At 57.0% G+C, this 13267-nt stretch carries 13 protein-coding genes; 9 read left to right on the top strand and 4 right to left on the bottom strand.

From position 1 onward, the window contains the following. The first annotated feature begins 27 nt into the window (after window positions 1–27). On the top strand, window positions 28–1149 hold the full coding sequence (locus JZX87_RS17705) for an alkene reductase (protein WP_206827056.1): 1122 nt from the start codon (window positions 28–30) through the stop codon (window positions 1147–1149). An 84-nt stretch (window positions 1150–1233) separates the two neighbouring features. On the opposite strand, the gene JZX87_RS17700 is transcribed toward JZX87_RS17705, so the two are convergent. Further along, window positions 1234–1500, bottom strand: coding sequence for a DUF2188 domain-containing protein (locus JZX87_RS17700; RefSeq protein WP_206827054.1), 267 nt, complete (start codon window positions 1498–1500; stop codon window positions 1234–1236). Between the two features lie 219 nt (window positions 1501–1719). Between JZX87_RS17700 and JZX87_RS17695 the strand changes: the two genes are divergently transcribed. From JZX87_RS17695 to JZX87_RS17675, 5 genes are all read left to right on the top strand, one after another. Beyond that, window positions 1720–2862 carry a calcium:cation antiporter gene (locus JZX87_RS17695; RefSeq protein ID WP_206827052.1) on the top strand — a complete coding sequence of 381 codons (1143 nt, stop codon included), beginning with the start codon at window positions 1720–1722 and terminating at the stop codon, window positions 2860–2862. Between the two features lie 165 nt (window positions 2863–3027). Beyond that, entirely contained in the window at window positions 3028–4254 is a 1227-nt protein-coding gene (locus JZX87_RS17690; RefSeq protein WP_206827050.1) for a PQQ-dependent sugar dehydrogenase, read from the top strand. Between the two features lie 166 nt (window positions 4255–4420). After that, window positions 4421–4981 carry an RNA polymerase sigma factor gene (locus JZX87_RS17685; protein ID WP_206827048.1) on the top strand — a complete coding sequence of 187 codons (561 nt, stop codon included), beginning with the start codon at window positions 4421–4423 and terminating at the stop codon, window positions 4979–4981. 2 nt (window positions 4982–4983) lie between these two features. Then, the gene (locus tag JZX87_RS17680; protein WP_206827046.1) at window positions 4984–5937 is read left to right on the top strand and encodes a FecR family protein; all 954 of its coding nucleotides are present in this window, start codon (window positions 4984–4986) and stop codon (window positions 5935–5937) included. Window positions 5938–6048: 111 nt separating this feature from the next. Then, window positions 6049–8514 (top strand): TonB-dependent receptor, encoded by a 2466-nt coding sequence (locus tag JZX87_RS17675; RefSeq protein WP_286194837.1) that lies wholly within the window; start codon window positions 6049–6051, stop codon window positions 8512–8514. A 72-nt stretch (window positions 8515–8586) separates the two neighbouring features. Here the strand turns inward: JZX87_RS17675 and JZX87_RS17670 are convergent, their stop codons facing one another. Continuing rightward, entirely contained in the window at window positions 8587–9789 is a 1203-nt protein-coding gene (locus tag JZX87_RS17670) for a pyridoxal phosphate-dependent aminotransferase (protein WP_206827043.1), read from the bottom strand. 734 nt (window positions 9790–10523) lie between these two features. On the opposite strand from JZX87_RS17670, the gene JZX87_RS17665 reads away from it, so the two are divergent. Next, on the top strand, window positions 10524–10739 hold the full coding sequence (locus JZX87_RS17665) for a cold-shock protein (protein WP_112456660.1): 216 nt from the start codon (window positions 10524–10526) through the stop codon (window positions 10737–10739). 160 nt (window positions 10740–10899) lie between these two features. On the opposite strand, the gene JZX87_RS17660 is transcribed toward JZX87_RS17665, so the two are convergent. Both JZX87_RS17660 and JZX87_RS17655 read right to left on the bottom strand, forming a co-directional pair. Continuing rightward, window positions 10900–11556 (bottom strand): MBL fold metallo-hydrolase, encoded by a 657-nt coding sequence (locus tag JZX87_RS17660; protein WP_183821406.1) that lies wholly within the window; start codon window positions 11554–11556, stop codon window positions 10900–10902. Window positions 11557–11626: 70 nt separating this feature from the next. After that, window positions 11627–11809: a hypothetical protein gene (locus JZX87_RS17655; RefSeq protein ID WP_148147514.1), complete on the bottom strand. Its 183-nt coding sequence runs from the start codon at window positions 11807–11809 to the stop codon at window positions 11627–11629. Between the two features lie 279 nt (window positions 11810–12088). Here JZX87_RS17655 and JZX87_RS17650 point away from each other — a divergent pair, with 279 nt between their 5' ends. Together JZX87_RS17650 and JZX87_RS17645 are read left to right on the top strand one after the other, a co-directional pair. Further along, window positions 12089–12550 carry a MarR family transcriptional regulator gene (locus JZX87_RS17650; RefSeq protein WP_183685845.1) on the top strand — a complete coding sequence of 154 codons (462 nt, stop codon included), beginning with the start codon at window positions 12089–12091 and terminating at the stop codon, window positions 12548–12550. A 9-nt stretch (window positions 12551–12559) separates the two neighbouring features. Beyond that, window positions 12560–13255 carry a response regulator gene (locus tag JZX87_RS17645; RefSeq protein WP_148147513.1) on the top strand — a complete coding sequence of 232 codons (696 nt, stop codon included), beginning with the start codon at window positions 12560–12562 and terminating at the stop codon, window positions 13253–13255. Window positions 13256–13267: the final 12 nt, after the last annotated feature.

Here is a 13267-nt window from a genome sequence, read left to right as displayed (position 1 = left end):
AATGCCAAAGGTAAAAGGACTTTCACAATGACCACACTCTTCGACCCGGTGAAGTTTGGTGACATCCAGCTGGCCAACAGGATCGTCATGGCGCCGCTCACGCGCAACCGCTCGCCCAAGGCAATCCCGAACGATCTCAACGCAGCCTATTACGAACAGCGCGCCTCTGCAGGCCTTCTGATCACCGAGGGCACGCCGGTCACACAACAGGGCCAAGGTTACGCCGACGTGCCGGGCCTCTATCTTCCAGAAGCCGTCGCCGGCTGGAAAAAGGTAACCGACGCCGTTCACAAGAAGGGCGGAAAGATCGTCACGCAGATCTGGCATGTCGGCCGCGTATCGCACGTTTCGCTGCAGCCGAATGGCGCAGCACCCGTCGCCCCTTCGGCAATCCCGGCTGGCGGCAAGACCTACATCATCGATAAAAATGGAAATGGCGCCTTCGCCGAGACCTCGGCTCCGCGTGCGTTGGAGATCGCCGAAATTTCCGGAATTGTCGCCGATTATGCAAAGGGCGCACGCGCCGCAATCGATGCCGGCTTTGACGGCGTGGAAATCCATGGAGCAAACGGCTACCTTATCGACCAGTTCCTCAAGGACGGCGCCAACCAGCGTACGGACGAATACGGCGGCTCGATCGAAAATCGCGTTCGCTTCGCGCTAGAAGTTGTCGACGCCGTGGCCAAGGAAATCGGCGCCGGCCGGGTCGGCATCCGCCTCTCCCCGGTCACGCCTGCAAACGGTATCACAGAGAGCCAGCCACAGGCCGTATTCAACCACCTGATCAAGGAACTCGGCTCGCGCGGCCTTTCCTTCATTCACGTCATAGAAGGCGCAACGGGCGGAGATCGCGATTTCACCCAGGGCGGCAAGCCGTTCAATTATCAGGAATTGAAGGATATCTTTCGCAAAGCCGGTGGGTCAGGAGCATGGCTGGTCAATAATGGCTACGACAAGGCCGCAGCCGAGCAGGCCGTGGAAAGCGGATATGCCGATGCAGTGGCTTTCGGCAAGCTGTTCATCGCCAACCCGGATCTCGTAGAGCGCTTCCAAACGAACGCTGAGCTCAACGAGCTGGACAAGGCCACCCTCTACGGCGGTGGCGCCAAAGGCTATACCGATTATCCCAACCTCGATACGGCTGCCTGAAACCAATCAACGAAACCGGGGGCCGCTTAACGCGGCCCTTTTTCTGTCATTGGCGAACCCGAGTTCATGACGATCACACGCGGATTAGCGCGCACCTACCTGCTCGCCATCACCATCCTGAACCTCAGCCTCCGGGCGATCGCCTCCGTCGCTGTGTTCACTGTGCCAGACACCCTTGTCGTCCTGCCAGCTGATCTCTTCCGGTTCGCCGCCGACCTGCTGTTCCGCCGCCACGATGCGCGCAGCCTGCATAGCATCTGAGCGGCTTGGAAAAGTCTCGGAGAAAACATCGCCGAGACGATAGGCCCAACCGCCGTCATGCGGCACGATCTTGTAAACGACCTTGGTCATAAATCCTCCTTAACGCGTGGCCGCATCACGACACATCGGACATCTGTCCGCCTGCGGCACCGTGGTGAAGATGCAAAAGACCGCAACAGAGTTCCAGGCCACAGAAGAAATAATGGCATTATCGTCCAAATAGCGCAAATGCTCACCCTCTTATCAAAGGGTTCTTGATGCGCTGCACCGCAGCGTTAGATCATCAGCACGAACAGGAGCGCATTCAAGATGACGGCAATTTTGAAACAGGAGAGCTTTCTTCTTATCGCATTCGGATTTGCGATCCTCTCCTACCTGTTCGAACACACACTGCTGGAGCAAGGACAATTCGTGTCGATGATCGCGGCCTGCGCGCTTATCGTCGTGATTGTCATGGCCTCCACCCGTGTGGCACACCATGCGGAGGTCCTGGCCCATAAGGTCGGCGACCCTTACGGCACAATGATCCTCACCCTTTCCGCAGTTGCAGTGGAGGTGTTGATCCTTGCAATCATGATGGGAAGCAGCAGCTCGCCAACCTTGGTGCGTGATACGATCTATTCGGCAGTCATGCTCGATATCAACGGCATTCTCGGGCTCGCGGCTCTGCTCGGCGGCTTGAGGCACGGGGAGCAGCCCTATAACGACGATTCGAGCCGCACCTACAGTGCCATGATCCTGACGGCCATGGGCATATCCATGATCGTCCCGGAATTCATTCCGGAAGCCAAATGGCACTATTATTCCGCCTTCACCATCTTTGCGATGGTGGCCCTTTATGCGCTTTTCCTCAAGATGCAGGTCGGCACCCACAGCTATTTCTTCAGCTACAGCTATCGCGGCCAGGCCACGGCTGCAGCCACTTCCAGTGTCGGCTCTACTGCCGCATCCACGCATGCCCCGCCCAAGCCGGCTGCGGAGACCGAAGGAGAACAGGAATCTGCAACCCTTTCCATTGCCATCATCCTGGTCGGTGTCCTGATTATCGGCGTTCTCGCCGAGTTCATGTCAGCCTTCATGAATGAAGGGCTGGAGGGAACAGGCGCCCCACCTGCCCTGATGGCTGTTGTCGTCGCCTCGATTTCGGCGGCACCCGAAATTCTGACTGCACTGCGCGCGGCGCTCAAGAACCGCATGCAATCAGTCGTCAACATCGCCATGGGCGCATCTCTTTCCACCGTCATCCTGACCGTACCGGTCATGGAGGCCATTGCGCTTTACACCGGTCAGCCTTTCCTCATGGCGATGACACCGGTCCAGACGGTCATGGTCGCAATCACTCTCATTGTTGCGGCGATCAACCTCAATGACGGGCAGACGAACGCGATCGAAGGCATGACGCATTTCGTGCTCTTCGCCACGTTCGTCATGCTGACTTTCCTAGGCTTATGACGAAAAGAAAAGCAGTATCAAACACCTGAAAAGGTTTCCGGATTCAATCCATCAATGCTCCATCCTTGCCGCCGGCGTCATAAACTAAACTTGATCGACACGTGTTCGGCCCTTTCGGCGCAAACGCCTATCTCCATCCAGGAGTTCATTTCAAAGGGAGATAGAATGAAACGCCTCACCCTCATGCTGGCCTGCACGGCTATTACATCCGCACTCATCTCCACTCCAACTCTCGCCCAGACCACTGGCCAGCCCGCAGAAACGGGCCGCGCCAACGCCCCGGACCAAAAGCCATCCTTCGAAAATCAGACGCGCGCACCGCAACCGGCAACAATGCCGAAGATCAGCACCGAAGTTTTTGCGGATGATCTGCCGCATCTGTGGGCGATGGAGTTCCTGCCCGATGGGCGCATGCTGGTCACCGCCAAACAGGGTGCCATGCATATCATCTCTCAGGAAGGCGACGCCGGTCCGGCAATCGCGGGCGTACCCGAAGTGGCGTTTGGAGGTCAGGGCGGATTGCTCGATGTCGCACTCGCACCGGATTATGCAACATCAGGCATGATCTTCTTTTCCTTCTCGGAACCACGCGAGGACGGAAACGGCACATCTGTCGCCTCGGCGAAACTGGTGGCTGACGATAATGGCGGCGGCAAGCTTGAAGACGTGAGTGTCATCTTCCGTCAGACACCGAGTTACGACGGACGCTCGCATTTCGGTTCGCGCCTCACATTCGGCCCGAACAACGAGCTTTACGTGACGGTTGGGGAACGCTCAGACCGCCAGCCACGCGTTCAAGCCCAGGAGCTCGGCAGCGGGCTTGGAAAGGTCTTCCGGATTGACGCTAGCGGCAAGGCCCTTCCAGACAACCCCTTCATCAATACGGATGGCGCCCAGCCGGAAATCTGGAGCCTCGGCCACCGCAACATGCAGTCCGCCACTCTGGACGCTCAGGGACGCCTCTGGACCGTCGAACACGGCCCACGCGGCGGCGACGAACTGAACAGGCCGGAGGCCGGCAAGAACTATGGCTGGCCGGAAGTCACCTACGGCGTTGAATATAACGGAAACGCGGTTGGCAGCGGCATTACGGAAAAAGCAGAAACCGAGCAACCGGTCTACTACTGGGACCCGGTAATCGGCCCCTCGGGCATGGCCTTTTATGACGGCGACGCCATTCCCGAATGGAAGAATGCCTTCCTGGTTGGAGGGCTGGTCAGCCAAGGCGTCGTCGTTTTGCACATGAATGGTGACAAGGTCGCTTATGAAGAACGCGTACCGCTCAACGCCCGCATCCGCGACGTGAAGGTTGGGCCGGACGGGGCAGTTTATGCCGTTACCGAACAACGGGGCGGTGGAAAATCCACGATCATCAAGCTTACAAAGGCTTAGGCATTGCCTCGACATCGGGCGGGATCAGGCCGCCCGATGTCGACATGATCGTCATCATACGTCGGTCGACGATAAACATGATTAAAATCATCATATTTATTGCAATAGGTTTTCCCGTCATCTAAGAGACGGTGCTCACCCTTCGGCCTTCGTATCCGAGTTTCTCATGACAGCGCATTTTCGCGCCTCCTCTGCTAGCGAACATGCCTCTTCGGCCGGTGAAAACCCGCTGCTGGATCGGGCTATTCTTGCTTATTACGACGAGCTTTGTGGAAGCGTGCGACGGCGGGGCCACAATCCTGCAAACATACAGGAGATCGTCCACGACCTTTACATTCGTCTGCGCCAGAAGGACGCCGCTCTTGAAAACAAGGCGTCGCTGAAAGCCTTCCTGATACGCGCCTGCATCAATCTCGGCATCGACCGATTTCGGCGGGAACGCTTCGAAGCCTGCCTGTTCTCAGGAACCGAGCAGGAGGCTCTGGCCGTCGGCGCATCAATCGCCTCGCCAGACCATGCGATGGATCTTGAACATCGGCTGGGTATATTGAAAGCGGCGATCATGGAAATGTCGTTGCAGCGGCGACGCGTCTTCATCGCAAGCCGTGTCGGCAAGCTCTCTGCCGACGAGATTGCCGAGCGCATGAAAATCAGCCGTAACATGGTCGACCGCCACCTGCGAAAGGCCTATCTCCATTGCCTGGATCGGCTGGAAGATACGCTTTGAGCATGGTGGACACGAAGGCAAACGAGAAGAAACTGCGCGCACAGGCGGTCGACTGGATGTTGCGGCTTCAGGAGTATCCGGATGATGCAGCGCTGCAGGAGCGATTTCAACATTGGCTGAATGAGGATCCAGCCAGAGGCCAGATTTTTGACCGCGCGCGCCGCGCCATGGGCGATGCCAGCCATCTTCTGAGCAATGATCTGGATTTTGCCCGAAATGCGGCACACAAGCCGCTGTTGCGCCCACGCAATGTCGTAGCGGGTCTGCTTTTGGTTATAGCTGGGTCTATAGCTTTCACCTTGGCTGATGGGCCGATGCGCTTGCGCGCAGATGTCATGACAGGCACGGGCCAGAAACAAATCGTAACTCTGGCGGACGGCTCCAAGGTCGAGATGAATGCCGAATCCGCAATAGCCATCCATCTCCTGCCAAACGAGCGCAGGATAACCCTCTTGCGCGGCGAAGCCTTTTTCGAGGTCGCAGCAGATCAGACGCGCCCTTTCGTTGTGAAAGCGGGCAAAGGCACGACAACCGCACTCGGCACTGCCTTCGATATCAACCTCACGAAGCGGGAAACAATGGTGGTCGTCACCGAGCACGCCGTCATGGTCGCCTCCGAAAACGGCGATCGGGCGCATCGGCTCCACGAAGGTGAGCAGATTTCCTACGATCCCGATGGCCGTCTTCAAGTCGCAGAGGCGGCAGATATGGACACCGCGACCGCCTGGAGGCAGGGCAGGATCGTTTTTGACAACACCCCGCTGTCTTTGGTGGTGGAGCGGATCGATCGCTACATTCCAGGCAGGATAGTGATCGCGCAGTCCGATCTCGCAGACAGAAGGATTTCGGGAAGCCTTGATCTGGCGCATCCCGATGCGGCCCTTGACGCCTTTGCGAACGCGATCGGCATCCGGATTACCCGGCTCGGTCCCTACCTCGCGGTCCTGCGACGGTAATTTTTTTCTTCGCCCTGTCCCAAAAGCGCGTCCCCGCCCGTCAACCGCGCAGAAGTACATTTCAACGGACAGGTCCGGGGGCCTATGACACATTCGACGACACACAGCAGCATGCACAGACAGCGCCGGATACTTGCCGTACTTTTGAGCGGTGCCGCACTATTTTCGACGGTCGAGGCGACACGCGCCCAGCAAGTCGCCACCGTTTCAATTGATATTCCTGCTGGTACATTGACCAGAGCACTCAATGCTCTCGCGGCACAGGCGGGGCTACAGATTGCTTTCGACGCTTCGGTAACACAGGGCGTCTCGACAGCGAGCATTTCTGGAAACTTGACCGTGGAGGCGGCGCTATCTCGCCTCCTGGTCGGCACCGGCATCTCATATCGCTACTCTGGCACGTCAATGGTGACTTTGAGTGAGGCAGGCGGAGCGGATGCAACATCTGGCGAACAGACGGCTCTGGAGCCGATCATTCTCACCGGCAGCCGCTATTATGGCGACGGGGACCCGAGCAAATCAGCGATCGACCAGGCATCGATGGCGAGAATACAGGCTGCCAGCATTCCCGAACTCATAAAACACACGCCAGGCGTCTCCATGGGCGGCGGCGTGCGGCTTCAGGGGCAGACCATCTCCATCCGTGGCTTCTCCCGCCAGACCGATACACGCGTCCTGCTCGACGGTGCTCCGAAAAATTTCGAAAAATACGATCAGGGCACGATCTTCGTTGAGCCTGAATTGCTGAAACGCGTCGAGATAGACAAGGGCGCCACATCGGTGCGTTACGGCAATGGCGGCTTCGGCGGCACGATCCGAATGGAAAGCAAGGATGCGGCCGATATGCTGAAGCCCGGCCAGACCTGGGGTTTCTACGGCAAGACCGCCTACCAGACGGCCAACAGGCAGTTCCTGGAAACCGGCGCACTCTACGGTCGCTCGGATTTCGGAACCCCGGTTACCTATGACGGCATCCTCTCTCTGACGTGGCGCAAGGGCGATGACATGCGGATCGGCGGGGGCGAGCGTTATCTGTTCTCCGATGAGAAGCTCGCCTCAGGCATGGGTAAATTCGGCGCGGAGTTCGACGGCCACGAGATCAAGACATCGCTGCTCTATGGTGAGAGCAACAACTGGGGACCGGTCGCTGCAATCCGCGGACAACTCGAAGTCAATGCAAGCGACATCAAAAAATACGGTTATCAGGAAGCGGTTAGGCGCCGGTTGGCCTGGCGTGAACTCAAGGATCTGACCACAACTTTCGACTATAAGTATACCGGTGACAGCGCACTCTGGAATCCTCATTTCATGGCGAGCTACTCCTCAACGCGCCAGCACGCGACCCGCCCGGGCGATCAAAGTCCAGCTGCTTCCGTTGGCGGACTGGAAAACGACGCAGCTTACTCCGACATTCATCTGGAACTGGAAAACACCTCGGATCTCACTCTGGGCGGAATGCAGCACAGCATCAACTATGGCCTGCAATACAACGCTCACAAGCGTGATATCTCCATGTTCGACATCGCCAACAGCACAAAACCAGACTATAATTATGGGCATTACGCACCGTATTTCATGCCAGAAGGCACGCAGGACACCGCTTCCGCTTTTATCCGCGATACGATCAACCTGACCGATAGCCTGACCCTGACACCGGGATTGCGCTTCGACTGGGTGCGCTCGGAAGGCGTTCCTAACGCTGCTCCGCGTTACAACAATCCGGCAGCCGGCCACGATTTTTCGGCAGTCGATCATCATGGCTTCACTCCGGCTGTAAGCCTGGCTTGGACTGCGACGCCGAATATACGCTTGTTCGCCGATTGGGCTTATGCCATGCGCGCGCCCAACATCGACGAACTATATTCCAACCAGAGCGCACTCAGCTCAGCACCAGCAACCAGCCGGGAACTGCAGGCTGAACGAAACAACACAATCAATCTTGGCGTCGATTTCAACTTTGATGACGTGATCACATCCGGAGATACGCTCTCCACGCGGGTCGCCGTCTTCAACAACCACGTGACCAATCCGGTAGCGCGGCGTTTCGGCAGCCGAAATCTGTCAGGCATGGGTGCCGATGGAGTGGACTGGTACTGGAACGTGCCCGCCTACTACACGACCGGCCTTGAGATCCAGGCACACTATGACACCGACTGGATGTTCGCGGATCTCGGCTTCTCGATGATGACAGGTACTCGGCATGGCGCCGTCAACGACATTCGCGGACCAAGGACCTATTTAAACGATCTGGCCCCGACTACGGCCGACCTTACATTCGGCATTAAAATGCCTGATCACGACCTGTCCTTTGGCTGGACCGGCACCTTTGTGAAGGCGCAGGACAAGACACCTATCCGGCAATTCATGGGTTCCACCTACGCCCGGCCCGAAAGCCCCGGCTATGCGGTGCATGGCATCTTCCTTGACTGGACGCCGAAGCAAGGTTTCATGAAAGATACCGAGCTGCACGCGGCGATCGAGAATATCTTTGACAAGAAATACGAGCCTTATCTAAACGATGGCATTACCGCCATGCCTGGCCGTAACTTTAAGATTTCGCTCAGCCGTCGCTTCTGAAGCCGCCGCAGATCGCAAACGCAAAAAAGCCCGCCGTTTCCGGCGGGCTTTTTCGTAAAAGGTAGTCAGCGATTACCGGCAGGCAGCGCAGAAGCGCTGGATACGCTTGCAGGCTTCTTCGAGAAGCTCTTCCGAAGTCGCATAGGAAATGCGGAAGTTCGGACCAAGGCCGAAGGCCGAACCGTGAACGACGGCAACGCCTTCCGATTCCAGAAGTTCGGAAACGAAATCCTCGTCCGTCTCGATAACCTTGCCCGACGGAGCCGTCTTGCCGACCAGGCCGGCGCAGGACGGATAAACGTAGAAGGCACCTTCCGGCTTCGGGCAAACAATGCCGGTGGCCTGGTTCAGCATCGACACGACGAGATCGCGGCGGCCTTCAAAGATCGCCTTGTTCTTGGCGACGAAGTCCTGCGGGCCATTCAGCGCCTCGACGGCCGCCCACTGGGCAATCGACGATGCACCCGAGGTCTGCTGGCCCTGGATCATGTCCATGGCCTTGATCAACGGCAGCGGACCGGCTGCATAACCGATACGCCAACCGGTCATTGCATAAGCCTTCGACACACCATTCATCGTCAGCGTGCGATCATAGAGCTTCGGCTCGACTTCCACCGGCGTTGCAAATTTGAAGTCACCGAAGGTGAGATGCTCGTACATGTCGTCGGTCAGGATCCAGACATGCGGATGCTTGAGCAGCACGTCGGTCAAAGCCTTCAGCTCGGCCGCGCTATAGGCAGCGCCCGTCGGGTTGGACGGCGAATTGAAGATGAACCACTTCGTCTTCGGGGTGATGGCGCTTTCTAGCTCTTCAGCCGTGAGCTTGAAATCGTTTTCTTGGCTTGTCGAAATGGCAACCGGCGTACCGCCGCACAGCGCCACCATTTCAGGATAGGAAACCCAGTAGGGAGCCGGGATGACAACTTCATCACCCGGATTAAGTGTTGCCATGAAGGCGTTGAAAAGAATCTGCTTGCCGCCGGTACCGACGATCGTCTGCTGCCAATCGTAGTCGAGGCCGTTTTCACGCTTGAACTTCGCGGCAATGGCCTTGCGCAGTTCCGGAATACCAGAAACCGGCGTGTACTTCGTCTCGCCGCGGTTGATCGCGTCGATCGCCGCCTGCTTGACGTTGTCAGGCGTGTCAAAATCCGGCTCGCCGGCTCCAAGACCGATTACGTCCCGGCCTTTCGCTTTCAGCTCGCGCGCTTTCTGAGAAACGGCGATGGTGGCGGACGGCTTTACACGGGAGAGGGCATCGGCAAGAAAGGCCATAATCGAGGTCCTGAGAGCTGTTGCAACGCGGCGAAGGTCAAAAAAATCGCCCGAAGTTGTATGTCGAATGAGGCCCGCTCTTTCAAGCGGAAAGCTTGAATACGACCTATCAAACTCCGTGAACACTCAATCAGGCCACCATCGTGGTGGTTAATGCCGAGTGACCCACAGGCGCAACCTATTGTTGCTCCCCGTGCAAAACCGGAAGAAAGGGAATTGCACATCCCAAAATGCGGCCAATTTATGAGCGGGTAACCGATCAGCAAACGGTGTCGAGACGCTTCCATCGGACAAGATGGATCCACCAGTCGCAATCCACTCACTGTGCCAAACCCGCACATTGTTGAATACAATCAATGATGGTTGGATGGATTTCATAGCGCCAAAGCTGTCCACCAGTCAAAAACGCCTACGTTCCAACGGCTTCCGAGGCAATGCCTTTTCAACTTCACGGCGCAGTTTCGCAAAACTTTTTCTTGCCAATTCCCTATAAACACAGCAATCTGCCCCCGTTCGGGCAATTTACGAGCATGGGAAGACCTATAATAATGCGATCCGAAGTCGCCAAAACTTCGGGCGGGGAACTTGGGGGCAATTTGAAAAAATCTATTCCTGCCATTCTCCGCGGTAACACAGGGACCCTTTCTTAAAACTGCCTGCCGCCGCCCCCTTTGGGGGCAATAGTGTTGTGCTGTCCGCCGCTGAACACGGACAGAAAGAAAAGGACCTGCTGCATGGCCGAAACTGGCACTGTAAAATTCTTCAATACCGACAAGGGCTTCGGCTTCATCAAGCCAGATAATGGCGGCGCCGATATCTTCGTCCACATTTCTGCCGTCCAGGCGTCTGGCCTGTCCGGTCTTTCCGAAAATCAGAAAGTAAGCTTCGACACGGAGCCGGATCGCCGCGGGAAAGGCCCTAAGGCCGTTAACCTGCAGATCGACGGCTAAGCCTGTGAGGCTTTGACCCAAGTTGGAGCCCGGCAGTCTTGCCGGGTTTTTTTATGCCATAGATTTAGATCCTGCGCCTCACACTCCTTGTAAAACGCAGTAATCTCGACGTGATCTCGCGCATTCGAAGATTGTAGAATGTGGCGCGCGGCCCCTATTCCTAGATCGAATACATATCCTGCAGATAGGGATTGTTTCTGCGCTCTTCGCCAATACGTCCCCCTGGACCGTGACCACACAGGAAACCGACATCGTCGCCAAGCGGCAGGACTTTTTCCCTGATCGAATTGAGAAGGGTCTGATGATCGCCCCCCGGCAGATCCGTCCGTCCTACCGAGCCATTGAAAAGCACGTCCCCCAGATGCGCGAAGCGCTGTGCGCGGTTGAAGAAGATGACGTGCCCGGGCGCATGTCCAGGGCAATGATAGATTTCGAAAACATGCTCGCCAAAAGACACAATATCTCCCTCGGACAGCCAGCGGTCCGGAACAAGATTACGCGCCTCCATCCTGACACCAAAAGACTGAGCCTGCGTCTCCAGCCTTTCGAGTAAAGGCAGATCGTCCACGTGTGGTCCGATGACCTCCACATTCAGGATTTCGCGAAGTTCGTCTGCTCCGCCAGCGTGATCGATATGTCCGTGGGTGATCCATATCTCTTTGATCGACAACCCATTCTCACGCACCGTCTGCTCTATCAGCGATACGTCGCCGCCGGGATCCACCACCACGCCTTCGCGGGTCTCGTCATCGAAGAATACTGTGCAGTTCTGCTGAAACGGAGTGACGGGAATGATCCCGGCTTGAAGTTTTCCCATGATCTCCGACCTTGGCTTGATTACGCCTTGCCGGATATATCGCCTGCAGCAACAGAAAGCAGCCAGAAATTCACTCGTCGGCAGCAACCATGTAGCGTGTGTCAGCCGCGACCGGAGGAGCGAGCGATGCGTTGGCCAGAAGAAAAGCGCATACCACGAGCTTTAGGGCAATCACCGTTACGAACACAGCCCGCAGCGGATGCGGCTGGGGTCTGTCGATCGTGATCGGCGGCAAGGCTGAATATGTCTGCATTAAAACTCTCCAAGGTCTCTGGCTGTTTTAATGAGGGGCACGCCATAAGGTTCCATCGCTCCGTGTAAACCGAAGCTGATAGGATCGACGCCGTTCGCAGAGTATCTCGGTCGAAATCACACAAATTCTGTTGATTGTTCAAGCCGATCGCGCTTTATCGAGCACGACGCATTACAATCGCAGGGGTATGTGGCGCGGCATTCCACGCCGCACCGTAGAAAGGAACTGAACGTGTCTCGATCAATGGCGGCCAAACCCGTCAGGAAAGACCAGCTGCCAATGCCGGCAGTCGATGAAAGCCGGATCGACTTCGAGACTATCGAATTGTTCTTTTTCGCCTATCGCGATTTCATTTCCGATCCGGATGCCATTCTGGCAAGGATAGGCATGGGTCGGGCGCATCACCGCGTCGTATATTTCGTCAGCCGCCATCCCGGCTTGATGGTAAGCGACCTTCTGGAAACGCTGCAGATTACCAAGCAAAGTCTCTCGCGCGTCCTGAAGCACCTCATCGATTCCGGTTACATTCGCCAGATGGCGGGAGCGAAGGACAGGCGCGAGCGGCGGCTCTACCCCACCTTGGCCGGCCGGGAATTGTCGCTTGCCCTATCGGAGCCGCAATCATTGCGCATCGCCCATGCCATGGAAGACCTGACGCCGGGCAATCGCGAGGCAGTGAAGGAATTCCTGAAGAAAATGCGAGGCCGCGACGAAAGCCTGCCGCCCGCCGATGATGTGTAGGATGCCCTTATGACGAGAACACCGCCGACAGATGATGCACCTCACCTGCTGATCGTCGATGACGACAAGCGCATCCGCGACCTGCTCAACCGTTATCTTGCGGAACAGGGCTTTCGCGTTACCATCGCAGGCGATGCGGCGGAAGCGCGGCGCAAGCTGGAAGGTCTGCATTTCGACCTGATCATTCTGGATGTCATGATGCCGGGTGAATCCGGTTTGTCTCTGACGAAGTCGCTTTACGAAAAGAAGACGATCCCGGTTATCCTGCTGACGGCGCGCGTCGAGGCGGATGCCCGCATCGAAGGGCTGGAAGCCGGTGCCGATGACTATCTGGCAAAACCTTTCGACCCGCGCGAACTGGTTCTGCGCATCAACAATATTCTGCGCCGCAGCGCGTCCGAGACACCCAAGATCGAGCAGGTGATCTTCGGACCGTTCACTTTCTCCATATCCCGCAAGGAACTGCGTCGAGCGGCTGAAACCATTCGACTGACGGACCGGGAACAGGAAATCATGCTCATGTTTGCCATGCGCGCTGGAGATACCATCCCGCGCCATGAACTGATCGGTGATGATTCCGATGTCGGGGAGCGAACGATCGACGTGCAGATAAATCGCCTCAGGCGGAAGATAGAAGACGATCCGGCCAATCCGGTCTATCTTCAGACGGTTAGAGGCATCGGCTACAGGCTGAGCATCGACTAGTCGACCTGGAAC

The organism is Agrobacterium sp. Ap1, from assembly GCF_017313375.1.
Classification (GTDB): Bacteria; Pseudomonadota; Alphaproteobacteria; order Rhizobiales; family Rhizobiaceae; genus Neorhizobium; species Neorhizobium cellulosilyticum.
Note: the sequence above shows the minus strand (reverse complement) of the source record. Positions and strands in the feature narration are given on the sequence as shown.

Excerpts from the sequence above, each read along its gene's own strand:
- JZX87_RS17670 (WP_206827043.1), bottom strand. The coding sequence starts at position 9,789 with ATGGCCTTTCTTGCCGATGCCCTCTCCCGTGTAAAGCCGTCCGCCACC.
- JZX87_RS17685 (WP_206827048.1), top strand. The coding sequence starts at position 4,421 with ATGACAGCGCATTTTCGCGCCTCCTCTGCTAGCGAACATGCCTCTTCG.
- JZX87_RS17645 (WP_148147513.1), top strand. The coding sequence starts at position 12,560 with ATGACGAGAACACCGCCGACAGATGATGCACCTCACCTGCTGATCGTC.
- JZX87_RS17655 (WP_148147514.1), bottom strand. The coding sequence starts at position 11,809 with ATGCAGACATATTCAGCCTTGCCGCCGATCACGATCGACAGACCCCAG.
- JZX87_RS17680 (WP_206827046.1), top strand. The coding sequence starts at position 4,984 with ATGGTGGACACGAAGGCAAACGAGAAGAAACTGCGCGCACAGGCGGTC.
- JZX87_RS17700 (WP_206827054.1), bottom strand. The coding sequence starts at position 1,500 with ATGACCAAGGTCGTTTACAAGATCGTGCCGCATGACGGCGGTTGGGCC.
- JZX87_RS17665 (WP_112456660.1), top strand. The coding sequence starts at position 10,524 with ATGGCCGAAACTGGCACTGTAAAATTCTTCAATACCGACAAGGGCTTC.
- JZX87_RS17660 (WP_183821406.1), bottom strand. The coding sequence starts at position 11,556 with ATGGGAAAACTTCAAGCCGGGATCATTCCCGTCACTCCGTTTCAGCAG.
- JZX87_RS17695 (WP_206827052.1), top strand. The coding sequence starts at position 1,720 with ATGACGGCAATTTTGAAACAGGAGAGCTTTCTTCTTATCGCATTCGGA.
- JZX87_RS17650 (WP_183685845.1), top strand. The coding sequence starts at position 12,089 with ATGCCGGCAGTCGATGAAAGCCGGATCGACTTCGAGACTATCGAATTG.
- JZX87_RS17690 (WP_206827050.1), top strand. The coding sequence starts at position 3,028 with ATGAAACGCCTCACCCTCATGCTGGCCTGCACGGCTATTACATCCGCA.
- JZX87_RS17705 (WP_206827056.1), top strand. The coding sequence starts at position 28 with ATGACCACACTCTTCGACCCGGTGAAGTTTGGTGACATCCAGCTGGCC.
- JZX87_RS17675 (WP_286194837.1), top strand. The coding sequence starts at position 6,049 with ATGCACAGACAGCGCCGGATACTTGCCGTACTTTTGAGCGGTGCCGCA.